This window comes from Streptomyces sp. URMC 123, assembly GCF_051386515.1.
GTDB lineage: Bacteria > Actinomycetota > Actinomycetes > Streptomycetales > Streptomycetaceae > Streptomyces.
This window is the reverse complement of record NZ_JBPQTV010000193.1, coordinates 1-12,103: the sequence shown is the minus strand read 5'-3', so window position 1 is coordinate 12,103 and position 12,103 is coordinate 1. Positions and strand designations below refer to the sequence as shown.

Genomic DNA, 12,103 nt, shown 5'->3' with positions numbered 1-12,103 from the left:
GGTTACGGGGGTCGGGCTGGGGCCGTGCCGTACGGCGCGCCGCCGCTTCGGTGGCGGCGCGCGGGCCGGCGGACCGGTCACGATCTTCATGGCGGCCGCATACGGCCCGGCCCGGGCGGATCGAGCGACTCGCCGAAGCGGCGTCACGGCGGCGGCCTCGTGGGGCCGGGGCGCGGCACCGCCGTGCCGGGCCGGGGCGCCACCGCGCCCGACGCCCCCAGGGGTGAACGCCGAGGGCCCCCGGGTTGACGGGGACCCTGGGGCACGGCCACGCCGCGGACGCACGGGGGCCCTCGGACACGGCCGCGCCGCGGGTCGGCACGGGTCCTCGGGCACGGCCGCGCCGCGGATGGACGCGGGGCCCCGACACGACCGCGGCGCCCGTCCCGCGGGGTGCGGGAACGGGCGGCGCGCTGTCGCTCAGGGGCGAGCGGTGCCGCACGGAGAGCGGCGCCGGCGGCCGCTCCCCGCAGGGGGCACTACTCCCACTCGATGGTGCCCGGCGGCTTGCTGGTCACATCGAGCACCACGCGGTTGACCTCGTCCACCTCGTTGGTGATCCGGGTGGAGATGCGGGCCAGCACGTCGTAGGGCAGGCGCGACCAGTCGGCGGTCATCGCGTCCTCGGAGGACACCGGGCGCAGCACCACGGGGTGGCCGTAGGTGCGGCCGTCGCCCTGGACGCCGACGGAGCGGACGTCGGCGAGCAGCACCACGGGGCACTGCCAGATCTCGCGGTCGAGACCGGCCGCGGTCAGCTCCTCGCGGGCGATGGCGTCGGCCTCGCGCAGCAGGTCCAGGCGGGCCTTGGTGACCTCGCCGACGATGCGGATGCCCAGGCCGGGGCCGGGGAAGGGCTGGCGCTGGACGATCTCCTCGGGCAGGCCCAGCTCCTGGCCGACCATCCGGACCTCGTCCTTGAACAGCTTGCGCAGCGGCTCGATGAGCTTGAACTCGAGGTCCTCGGGGAGGCCGCCCACGTTGTGGTGGGACTTGATGTTGGCGGTGCCGGCGCCGCCGCCGGACTCGACGACATCGGGGTAGAGGGTGCCCTGGACGAGGAACTCGACGGGCTCGCCGCTCTCGCCGGCCTCGGCGATGATCTCGGCCTGCGCCTGCTCGAAGACCCGGATGAACTCCCGGCCGATGATCTTCCGCTTCTCCTCGGGGTCGGAGACCCCGGCGAGCGCGGAGAGGAAGCGGTCCTGCGCGTCCACGACCTTGAGCTGGACGCCGGTCGCCGCGACGAAGTCCTTCTCGACCTGCTCGGTCTCGCCCTTGCGCATCAGGCCGTGGTCGACGTAGACGCAGGTCAGCTGGTCGCCGATGGCCTTCTGCACCAGCGCGGCCGCGACGGCGGAGTCCACGCCGCCGGAGAGCCCGCAGATGGCGCGCTTGGTGCCGACCTGCCGGCGGATGGCCTCGATCTGCTCCTCGACCACATTGGTCGTGGTCCAGGTCGGCTCGATGCCGGCGCCGCGGTAGAGGAAGTGCTCCAGGACCAGCTGGCCGTGCGTGGAGTGCATCACCTCGGGGTGGTACTGCACGCCGTAGAGCTTCTTCTCGTCGTTCTCGAAGGCCGCGACCGGCACCACGTCGGTGGAGGCGGTGACGGTGAAGCCCTCGGGGGCGGCGGAGCAGGCGTCGCCGTGCGACATCCACACCGACTGCTCGGCGGGGGTGCCCTCGAACAGCGTGGAGCCCGACTTGGTCACGTGCAGCGGGGTGCGGCCGTACTCGCGGGCACCGGTGTTGTCGACGGTGCCGCCGAGGGTGGTGGCCATGAGCTGGAAGCCGTAGCACATGCCGAAGACCGGGACTCCGGCCTCGAACAGGGCGCGGTCGAGCTTGGGCGCGTCCTCGGCGTAGACCGACGAGGGACCGCCGGAGAGGATGATCGCCCGGGGGTTCCTGGCCAGCATCTCGGACACCGGCATGGAGTGCGGGACGATCTCGCTGTAGACCCGGGCCTCACGGACACGGCGGGCGATGAGCTGGGCGTACTGCGCGCCGAAGTCGACAACGAGGACGACGTCCGGGGTGTTGTCAGAGGCGGCTGCTGGGGACGCTGATGGCACTTCGGCGGCCTTCCGGCGGTGAAAAGGGGGTGTGGGACCTCAATTCTACCGGGGGCGTCCGGGGACTCCTCTCGTCTCACGATGCGGGCGGCCCGCGGGCCTCGCTGGCCCCGCCGCCGGGTCCGGGTCATACTGGCGCCATGCGTCAGCACACGACCTTCGTCTTTACCTATGGCACCGGCCCGTCCGGCTGCCATGGTCGTGCTGCTTGAACCCTTCGCACGCGACTTCCCAGGCGCCCCGGGCCATCTCAGGCCCGGGGCGCGCTGTCTTTTCCGGGCCGTGACCGCCCGGGGCCTCGGCACCGAGGAGACATGGACATGAGCACCGCGACCACGACCGGCACCACGGCCGGCACCACGACCACGACCGGCACCGACACCGCCTCGGGCCCCGGCATCAGCAGCGGGCCCGACACCGGCGCCCGTACCCCCGACGCCGCCGCCCGCATCGCGTCCGCGCGGCGGGTCGTCGACGACCTGGACGGGCGGATCATCGACCTGGTGCGGGAGCGGATGGCCGTCTCCGAGGACATCCAGCGGGCCCGCATGGGCTCCGGCGGCCCCCGGGTGAGCCTCTCCCGGGAGATGGAGATCCTCTCCCAGTACCGGGAGGCGCTCGGCAGGCCCGGCACGGCGCTCGCCATGACGCTGCTGGAGCTGTGCCGCGGCCGGGTCTGAGCCGCCCGCGGGGGCCGGGCGCCCCGTGCGCCCTCCGCGTTCCATCCGACCCGGCGCCCGGGCGCATCGCTCCCGCCCCCGGGAGCGCCCCGGAGGGCACGGCGGGGCGCGCGTACCCGATCACCCGTCCGGCGCGTGACCGCCGTACGGGCCCTTCGTTGGTACCGGTGTCCGTGCCAGCCAGGGGCGGTCGATCTCCACCACGCGTGGCCCCCGCCCTCGATCACTCGGGCGCCCAGCAGCGACGGGGCGGGACCACTGGAGCGTGTGACGCGCGGGCCGAGGGGACCTCGGGCAGCGCGCGTCGTGGGACCTCGCTCCAGTGCCGTGACCGGTCGGCAGGGGACAGCAGCCCGGTCACTCATCAGGGACGGCCGGTCCCGGGGACACCCCGGGGCCGGCCGCTTCCGTACCGCCGGCGCCGGTGATATGGATCACAGGAAACGCCGCCCTCCCCCGCGCAACTGCGCGACTTGATCCGGATTTGCCCACGCGACCGGCCGGAAAGCGACCACCGCGCTGGCTTGATCGACACTGCGGCACGCCTTACCCCGCCTTTACGATCTCGCCACCAGCCGCGCCCCACGCGTGTTCACGCGGCCGTCCCCATTTCTTTTTTCCAGGCCAAAGAGGTCTCATGAAGCTCCGCCGTGCCCTGGCGGCGGCCGCCGCAACGGCCGCCGTCGTCCCCGCCGCCCTGATGGTGGCGCCCGCCGCCCACGCGACCGGCGGCACGACGCCCTCGTCCGCCCCCGCGGCGACGGCCCCCACCGCGACCGCCACCGCCACCGCCTCCGTGGCGCCCTCCGCCGGTGCCGGGAAGCCGGGGACGGCGGGCCAGGACGCGGCGAAGCCGGCCGGCAAGCCCTCCGGGAAGCCCGCGGCCGGCGCCGGGGCCTCCGCCTCCGCCCCCGCCTCCGCGAAGCCCTCCGGCACGCCGTCCGCCACCCCCTCGGCCGGCGCCGCCGCCTCGGCCTCGCCGTCCGCGCGGCCGTCGAAGCAGCCGGTGGAGTGCAACGAGGAGAACGAGCCGGAGTTCGACGAGAAGCTGACCACCCGGCTCACCGGGCTGCCCTCGAAGATCGCCGCCGGCAGCGGTCCGCACGCCCTCAAGCTCACCGTCGAGAACACCTCCGACGCCACCTACCGCCGCGTCGACCTCGGGGTCTTCGCCGCCACCTTCGGCGACGAGCACTTCGACGACGAGGAGTGGGGCCCGCGCACCGACCAGGTGACCCTCCAGTACAAGGACCCGGCCACCGGGCGCTGGGAGAACGTCTCCCTCGACGAGAACGACGAGTCCGCCGGCTACGTCGGCTACTGGGGCGTCCGCCCGCACGAGACCTTCACGCTCGACCTGCGGCTGAGCGTCTCCGCCTCCGCCCCGGCGGGCCGCGGCATCGCCGTCACCTTCGGCCTGTACGCCAACGACAAGGGCGACTGCGTCCTCGCCGGCGCCCACGAGGTCTACGAGTTCGAGGTCCTCGCCGCCGGTGCGAAGCCGGGCCGGATCACGGACGCCAAGCCGCAGGGCGGGCGCAAGCCGCTGCCGGCCAAGCCGGCCGGTGACAAGGAGATCAAGCTGGAGGGGACGCTGGCCGAGACCGGGTCCTCCTCGGCGGTGCCGGTGATCGCCACGGTGGGCGGCGTCGCGCTGCTCGCGGGTGCCGGAACGCTGTTCGCCGTCCGGCGCCGGCAGGCCACCCGAGCCTGACCGGCCGGGTAACGGTGTGGCGCCGTACGAGGACGGGGGTCCCGTACGGCGCTACGCGTCTTCCCGGGAGTCCTGGGGCCTCTGCGGCCCCTGGGGCCCCCGCGGCTTTCGGGGCGGGACCACGGGAATCGGCAGGACGACCGGGAGGCGCAGCTCCCCGAACGCGCCCGCCGGGACGGCGGGGGACGCCGGGGCCACCGCGGGCAGCCGCACATAGGGCGCGCCCTGCGCCGGCCGCGGGTCCGGCTCGCCCTTGTTCGGCCAGAGGGCCATGGCCCGCTCCGCCTGGGCCGTGATCGTCAGCGAGGGGTTGACCCCGAGGTTCGCGGAGACCGCCGAGCCGTCCACCACATGGATGCCGGGGTGCCCGTACAGCCGGTGGTACGGGTCGAGCACCCCGCGCCCGGCGTCCGCGCCGATGGGGCAGCCACCCAGGAAGTGCGCGGTGAGCGGGGTGCCCAGGAGCTCCCCCACATTGGTGCCGGCGAAGCCGTTGATCTCCTCGGCGATCAGCCGGGCCGCCTCGGCGCCCTCCGGTATGTGGTCGGGGTTGGGCGCGCCGTGGCCCTGTCGGGCGGTGAGCAGGCCCTTGCCCGGCCCGCGCGGCCGGCGGTAGGTCGTCAGCGAGTTGTCCAGGGACTGCATCACCAGGCCGATGATGGTCCGCTCCGACCAGCGGTGGAAGGAGAGCGAGCGGGCCAGCAGCACGGGATGGCGCAGACAGGTCGCCGCGAAGGCCAGGGCCCGTGGGAGGCCGGTGCCGTGCGGGAACTGGAGCAGGGAGAGCGCGCCCATCGCGTTGGAGCCCTTGCCGTAGCGGACCGGCTCGATGTGGGTGTGCTCGTTCGGGTGGACGGACGAGGTGATCGCCACGCCCCGGGTGAAGTCGGGGGCCGTGCCGTGCCGGCGGCGGTAGCGGCGATCGGTGGTCTGGGCGCCGACGATCGCCTCGGAGTTGGTGCGGGTGAGCTCGCCGAGCCGCTCGGAGATCCGGGGCAGCAGCCCCCGGTCGCGCATGGTGTGCAGCAGGGTCTGGGTGCCGTAGGTGCCGGCGGCGAGCACGACCTGGCCGGCGGTGAGGACGCGCCGGGCACCCCGGCGCCGGCGGTCCGTGGGGACGGTGGCAACCCGGAAGCCGCCGGCCGGGTCCTCGGTGACGGCCACGACCGTGGTCATCGGGTGGACGACGGCGCCGGCCCGCTCGGCGAGGTACAGATAGTTCTCGGTGAGCGCGTTCTTGCCGCCGTGCCGGCAGCCGGTCATGCACGCGCCGCACTCGGTGCAGGCGCGCCGGGCCGGCCCCGCGCCGCCGAAGTACGGGTCGGGCACCTCCTCCCCCGGCCGGGCCGTGACCGCGCCGTCCGCGTCCTCGCCGTCGCCGAAGAACACCCCGACGGGCGCGTGGTGGAAGGTGTCGCCGACGCCCATGCGCTCGGCGGCGGCCCGCAGATGGACGTCGGAGGGCGTGAGGGTGGGGTTGAGCCGCACCCCGAGCATCCGCCGGGCCTGGTCGTAGTACGGGCGCAGCTCCTCGGCCCAGTCGGTGATGCTCCCCCACTGCCGGTCCTCGAAGAACGCCGCGGGCGGCACGTAGAGGGTGTTGGCGTAGTTGAGGGAGCCGCCGCCGACCCCGGCGCCGGCCAGCACCAGCACCTTGCCCAGCAGATGGACGCGCTGGACGCCGTAGAGGCCGAGGGCCGGGGCCCAGAGGTAGTCGCGCAGCTGCCAGGAGGTCCTGGGGAGGGTCTCCGGGGTGAACCGGCGGCCGGCCTCCAGGACGCCGACCCGATAGCCCTTCTCCGTCAGCCGGAGCGCGGCCACCGACCCGCCGAATCCCGAGCCGACGACGATCACGTCGTAGTCGTGCGCGCGGTCGTGCTGTGCCACTCGTGCCTCCGTCGGTCGCGGTCGTACGGCGGGGTGCGGCGCGGGGTGTCGCGGGGGGGGGAGCCCCGGGCGGCCCTCAGCTCAGCCGGATGGATCTGAGCAGGCGCAGTCCGCGGGTCATGAGCGCCGCGTACGCCTCGTCGTCCATGCCCAGCGAGGGCGCCAGGGGCAGCAGCCGCTGCTGGGCCACGGTCTGTGCCTCGGTGAACTTCAGCAGGCCCTCCGAGCCGTGCCGCCGGCCCAGCCCCGAGTCGCCCATGCCGCCCATCGGCGCCTTCACGCTGCCGTAGGCGGCGCCGTACGCCTCGTTGACGTTGACCGTGCCGGTGTTCAGCCGGGCGGCCAGGGCGCGACCCCGGCGGCCGTCCCGGGTCCAGACGCTGGCGTTGAGCCCGTACGCGGTGGCGTTGGCGCGCGCCACGGCCTCGTCCTCGTCGGTGAACCGGTGGACGGAGACGACGGGGCCGAAGGTCTCCTCGGCGCAGACGGCCATGGGGGGCTCGACGCCCTCCAGGATCGTCGGCTCGTGGAACAGCGGGCCCACGTCCGGGCGGGGCCGGCCGCCGGTGACCACGGTGGCGCCCTTGGCGACGGCCTCCTCCACATGGCGGCGGACCGTCTCCAGCTGGCGCTCCGAGACGAGGGAGCCCATGTCGGCGCCGTAGGCGAGGGCGCTCCCGAGCCGCATCGCCCGGGTGCGGGCGGCGAACCGCTCCAGGAACGCGTCGGCGACGGAGGCGTGGACGTACAGCCGCTCGATGGAGACGCACAGCTGGCCGGCGGAGGAGAAGCAGCCGCGCACCGCGCCGGCCGCGGCCTTGTCCACGTCGGCGTCGTCCAGCACCAGCATGGCGTTCTTGCCGCCGAGTTCGAGGGAGCAGCCGACGAGCCGGGCTGCGGCGCCCTGCGCCACCTCGCGCCCGGTGCGGGTGGAGCCGGTGAACGACACGTAGTCGGCGTGCCGGACGAGGGCCGGGCCCACGACCGGGCCGTCACCGATGACGACCTGCCAGACGCCCGGCGGCAGCCCCGCCTCGATCAGCAGCTCGCGGGCCCACAGGGCGGTCAGGGCGGTCTGCGTGTCCGGCTTCATCACCACGGCGTTGCCCGCCGCGAACGCGGGCAGCGCGTCGCCGACGGACAGCTCCAACGGGTAGTTCCAGGGGGCTATCTGGCCGACGACGCCGCGCGGCCGGCGCAGCTCGGTGACCTTCGTCAGCAGGGGCAGGGCGCCGGTGTGATGCCGGGGCCGCAGCCGGGACGGCGCGGTGCGGCCGTAGTGGCGGGCGGCCAGGGCGACGGCCATGACCTCCTCGTACGCGTGCAGCCGGGCCTTGCCGGTCTCCAGCTGCACCAGGTCGAGCACCTCGGCCTGGCGGTCGAGCAGCAGGTCGTGGAAGCGCAGCAGGACGGCGGCGCGCCGGCGCGCGGGCAGGGCGGCCCAGGCGCGCTGGGCGGCGCGGGCCCGCTCGAAGGCTGCGGTCACCTCGGCGGGGGTGGTCTCCGGCAGGTCCGCGAGCTTCTCACCGGTGGCGGGGGCGCGGCTCGCGGTGGCCCCCGAGCCGACCACGTCCCGGGTGAGCCGGCGCACCAGCTCGGGGGTGACCACATCGGCGGCGGTGCGGGTGCCGGCGGGGGCGTGGAAGACCGGGTTGCCCGCGGCGAGGCTGGAGTGGGTGGCCTGCGTGTCCGTCATGCGGGTGAGCGTATTGCGGTGCACGGCGGTTGGGTACCCATCGGTAACAACTCGTCGCGGGGAGGGCTGGGTTACGGGTGCGGCGCAGGCCGTTACGGGGGTGGCCGGGGTCGTTACCGGTGCGGCGCGGGCCGTCGCGAGTTCGGCGCGGGCCGTTACGGGCGCGGCGCGACGGGCCGGGGGCGGCGGCCTCATGACTCGGGCCGGGTACGGACGAACGTGGCCAGCGCCGTGTCGAAGTACCGCCGCGCCTGGGCCCGGTCCGCCAGCGGCGCCGACACCCACACGTCGTACATCCGGCCCGCCTCGTCCCAGGCCACGTCGATCGTGTGGCGGGGGGCGTCGTCCGGCGTCCAGCCGTCCCAGGTGAACTCCCAGACCGCCGCCGGCCGCCCCTTGTACGTGGTGGCGGAGACCACGCCGTCGCGGTAGCCCTCGTAGTCGGCGGGCCCGTCCTCGTCGGCGGCGCGCATGGCGGCCGCCGGGCCGCCGCGCTCCTGGTCGCGGATGTGGACGCCGAGGCGGATGTTCTCGTCCGGGGAGAGGTAGAAGACCCGCGGCGGCTCGAAGGAGCGGGTGAAGTCCTGGGGCACGGCCACGACGAAGCCCGCCGGGTCGGTCACCGTGCGATAGCCCGCGGGGGCCGTCGGCACGGCGCTCCCCGTGGGGCCCTCGGGCAGCCGGGGCGCGGCCGAGGGGCGGCCGCCCGCGCCGGGCGGGGCGCCGGCCGTGCTGCCGTGGCCGTCGCCGTGGAGCACGAGCGCCACCGCGCCGGCGCCCGCCGCGCCGACGGAGGCCACCAGCAGGGCCACGGCGAAGGCCCGCCGGGCGCGGGCGCCCCCGGCCGGGTCGCCCGGCGCGCGCGGCCCGGCCCGCTCCCGGCCGCCGGGTCCCCAACCGCCCCGGCCCCAGCAGGCGACGTGCCAGCAGGCGAGGCCCCAGCCGCCGTGACGCCGACCGCCCCGGCCCTCGCGGCCGCCGTGGCACCGGCGCCCGCCGTCGCCGTGACCGTGGCGCCGGCTGTGGCCCCACAGGCCGCGGCGGCGGCCGGCGCGGCCCGGAGGCACGGCGTCCACGGGCGGGAGCCCGCCGGCGGCCGCGGCGGCCAGGGCGGCCATGTCCCCGGGACACGGCGCCCGCCGACCGGCCCGCGCCGTGCGCGGCAGGTCCTCCGGCAGGTCCTCCGGCGGGTCCGTCAGCGGGTCCGCCGCCGGATACGGCAGGGGCAGCGGCAGTTGGCACGGCAGCGAGCGCGGGCGCCCCGGCCCCCGGCCGGTCCGCGCGGCGGGCGTGCGGCCGGTGGTCAGATACGTCCGGAGCATCCGCTCCGCCTCCAGCGCGTCCAGCCGCAGGTCCGGGTCGCGCTCCAACAGCCCGCGCACCACGGGCAGCAGCGGCCGGGCCGCCTCCGGCGGCCTGATCTCGTCGTGCACCACGGCGTGCAGCACCCCGCCCAGCGAGTCCCGGTGGAACGGGGACGCGCCGCTGAGCACGGCGCACAGCAGCACGCCCAGCGACCACAGGTCCGACTCCGGGCCGGTCCGGGCGCCGGACATCCGCTCGGGCGCGGTGTACTCGGGCGAGCCCATGAAGGAGCCGGTCTCGGTGATGGTGGTGCCGCCGGAGACCTGCGCGATCCCGAAGTCGGTGAGCACGACGCGGCCGGTGGCCGACTCCACCAGGACGTTGGCGGGTTTGACGTCCCGGTGCAGCACCCCGCAGGCGTGCGCGGTGCGCAGCGCGGAGAGCAGCGCCACCCCGATCCGGGCCGCCTCGCGCGGGCCGACCGGGCCCTCCGCGGAGACGCGGTCGGCCAGGGAGCGGCCGTCCACGAGCTCCATCACCAGCCAGGGGCGGCCGTCCTGTTCCACCACGTCGTGGAGCACGATCACATGCGGGTGCTTGAGCTGGGCGACGGTGCGGGCCTCGCGCAGCGTCCGCTCCCGGCGCAGCCGGATGTCCCGCTCCGGCAGCCCGTCGTCGAAGTGCAGCTCCTTGACGGCCACCTCGCGGCCCAGCAGTTCGTCCCTGGCACGCCAGACGGTACCCATGCCGCCCCGGCCCAGCCGGGCGCCCAGCCGGTAACGTCCGGCGATCAGACGGCCGTCGGCCGAATCCGGCGGAACGGCGGAACCCCGATCGCTCGCCATGCTGTCATCATTCCGCACCTGGGAGCGGTTGATTCCGCCGCGAGCACGCCGGTCGTGGCGCGTGCTGCGGGCATGTGACGGCGCGGGGGGCGACGAAGGGGCGGCGAGGGGGCCGTACGGGGGCGGGCGGAGGCACCCGTACGCGGCGGTGCGGCCGCGGGTCCGTACGGCGCGGGGGCGTCCCGCGGGCCCGTACGGCGTGGGACGCCTCGCGGGGTGTCCGGTCAGCCGCCGCCCGTGCGGTACGTGGCCGTCGCCTGCCCGAAGTGGCGGTCGAGCTCCTCCTGCCGGCCGTCCGGGCCGATGACCAGCACCACGTGGTAGCGGCCGTCCACGATCATCGCGAGGTTGCGCGCCCGCACCTGGCGGCCACTGCCGTCCTTCCAGGAGAACGTCCCCTCCGCCATCGCCGTCCGGCCGATGTCGATCCTGCGCAGTCCGGACGCCGCCGACCACTGCGACTGGCGGAACGGCGCCAGCTCCTCCTCCTTGTCCTGCTGATAGGCCATCGGGTCGGCGCCGAAGGACTGGACCGCGTCCCGGCCGGGCACCACGACCAGCTCGAAGTCGCCGCCGACGTAACGGACCTGGCTCCGGGCGTTCGTGGCGCGCCGCTCCCAGCCCTTGGGCACGGCGAGCCGGAAGCCCTCGGGGTCCTTGCGGATCTCGTAGCCCTCGGCGAGCCCCGCGGTCTCCGTGCGCTGCGGCTGCCGGTCCGCCGAAGCGGGGGCGTCCGGGGTGCGGCCGTCCGGGGCGGCCGTGGGGTCGGCCGGCGCGCCCGTCGGGGCCGTGCCGACGCTGCCGGCGCTGCCGGAAGCGCTCTTGCCGCTCGTTCCGGCCGCGTCGCGGTTCTCCCCCGCCCGGGGGAGGAACGCCATCGCGGAGGCGATCGCGACGATCATCCCGACCAGGACCAGCCCCAGCAGCAGCCGGCCCAGGGCGCGCGGACCGCCGCGGCGGGCGTCCCCGCGCCGCTTCCGGGCGCGCTTGTGCCGGCCGTGCGCGACCGGCGCGCCGGCCCGGCGTCTGCGGACGAGCTCGCCCCGGCGGCGCACCACCGGCAGCCGGTGGTGGTCACCGGGCGCGCCCGGGTCGAACGACGGCACGGTCACCGTGCGGCTGCCCAGCTCCGGCTCCGGCGCGGACCGGATCAGCGACCGCAGCCAGCCGCGCAGCTCCTCGAAGTCCGGCCGCTCGGCGGGGTCCTGGCGCAGCAGCGACTCCACGACGGGGCGCAGCGCGCCGCACTCCTCGGCGTACGCGGGGGCCTCCGAGCACACCAGCTCGACCAGCTCGGCGGCGCTCTCCTCGGGGTACGGCGCGTGCCCCTGCACGGAGCGGAAGAGCAGCGCCCCGAGCGCCCACAGGTCGGTGGCGGGCCCCACGGGCGGGGCGAGCTGCCAGTTCTCGTGCACGGGCCCGGCCTGTTCGGGCGCCCAGCGCTCGGTGACGGGGCCGACGACGACGATCCGCGCCTGCCGGGCCCGCTCGGCGGCGAGCAGCCCGACCGGCCCCCGGGGCCGGTGCCCCGCCGACTCCGCGGACCGGTACCGCCCGGCGGCCGCGCCCTCCCCGGGCCGCGGCCCGACGAGCGGAGGCCACTCCCCCTCGTCCCGCTGCGTGCCCGAAATCCCCCGCCACCCGGCGGGACCGGCGCAGGTGCGCCCGCCCCGCGCCTGTACGGCCTCCGCCCGCGGGGCAAGCGACTCAGGCCCGGGCGCCCGAGCGTCGGATGCAGGCCCGGAAAGCGCCCCTCCGGGGCCGGAGGGCCCGGCCGCACCGGCGAGGGGGCCGCCGGGCCCGTACGCCTCCGCAGCCCGCGCTCCGCCGGACGCGGGGGCCTGCCCGTCCCGGGCACCCATGGCCCGCGCGCCAAGCGCCCCACCCGCGCCGGCCGA

General features: G+C 76.1%; 6 protein-coding genes and 1 pseudogene. 2 read left to right on the top strand and 5 right to left on the bottom strand.

Annotated elements, in window-relative coordinates:
- Positions 1–479 precede the first annotated feature (479 nt).
- Positions 480–2,078 carry a glutamine-hydrolyzing GMP synthase gene (gene guaA / locus ACSNOD_RS20880; RefSeq protein ID WP_436768517.1) on the bottom strand — a complete coding sequence of 533 codons (1,599 nt, stop codon included), beginning with the start codon at positions 2,076–2,078 and terminating at the stop codon, positions 480–482.
- Positions 2,079–2,392: 314 nt separating this feature from the next.
- Here guaA and ACSNOD_RS20875 point away from each other — a divergent pair, with 314 nt between their 5' ends.
- The gene (locus ACSNOD_RS20875) at positions 2,393–2,758 is read left to right on the top strand and encodes a chorismate mutase (RefSeq protein ID WP_436768516.1); all 366 of its coding nucleotides are present in this window, start codon (positions 2,393–2,395) and stop codon (positions 2,756–2,758) included.
- 637 nt (positions 2,759–3,395) lie between these two features.
- Positions 3,396–4,472 carry an LAETG motif-containing sortase-dependent surface protein gene (locus ACSNOD_RS20870; protein WP_436768515.1) on the top strand — a complete coding sequence of 359 codons (1,077 nt, stop codon included), beginning with the start codon at positions 3,396–3,398 and terminating at the stop codon, positions 4,470–4,472.
- Positions 4,473–4,523: 51 nt separating this feature from the next.
- Here the strand turns inward: ACSNOD_RS20870 and ACSNOD_RS20865 are convergent, their stop codons facing one another.
- The 4 genes and pseudogenes from ACSNOD_RS20865 to ACSNOD_RS20850 form a co-directional block, all read right to left on the bottom strand.
- Positions 4,524–6,359 carry an FAD-dependent oxidoreductase gene (locus ACSNOD_RS20865; RefSeq protein ID WP_436768514.1) on the bottom strand — a complete coding sequence of 612 codons (1,836 nt, stop codon included), beginning with the start codon at positions 6,357–6,359 and terminating at the stop codon, positions 4,524–4,526.
- A gap of 76 nt (positions 6,360–6,435) precedes the next feature.
- Entirely contained in the window at positions 6,436–8,055 is a 1,620-nt protein-coding gene (locus tag ACSNOD_RS20860) for a succinic semialdehyde dehydrogenase (RefSeq protein WP_436768513.1), read from the bottom strand.
- Positions 8,056–8,246: 191 nt separating this feature from the next.
- Entirely contained in the window at positions 8,247–10,205 is a 1,959-nt protein-coding gene (locus ACSNOD_RS20855) for a serine/threonine-protein kinase (protein ID WP_436768512.1), read from the bottom strand.
- Between the two features lie 224 nt (positions 10,206–10,429).
- Positions 10,430–12,103, bottom strand: a pseudogene (locus ACSNOD_RS20850) (protein kinase); the annotation flags it as partial.